The organism is Peribacillus sp. SIMBA_075 (assembly GCF_046534585.1).
This window is the reverse complement of record NZ_JAWRYN010001742.1, coordinates 1-230: the sequence shown is the minus strand read 5'-3', so window position 1 is coordinate 230 and position 230 is coordinate 1. Positions and strand designations below refer to the sequence as shown.

At 29.1% G+C, this 230-nt stretch carries 1 pseudogene; it reads right to left on the bottom strand.

The features are described 5' to 3' along the window. Positions 1–211 (bottom strand): annotated as a pseudogene (locus SB775_RS34405) (S-layer homology domain-containing protein); the annotation flags it as partial. Positions 212–230: the final 19 nt, after the last annotated feature.

The window sequence follows — 230 nt, the reverse complement described above, 5'->3', positions numbered from 1 at the left end:
ATCCATTTATAATTTTATTTCCTGCCATATATGATATTTGTTCATACGCCCAATGACTTTCTGGGACATCTAAAAATACATTAGGAACTTTAATACCATTTTCATTAAAATAATACCATTTGTTATCTACTTCTTTCCAACCTGTAACCATAGTACCATTTTCGTTAAAGTAATATGTTTTTCCTTTAATAGATTGTAAACCGGTTAGCATAATCCCGTTCTCATTAAAG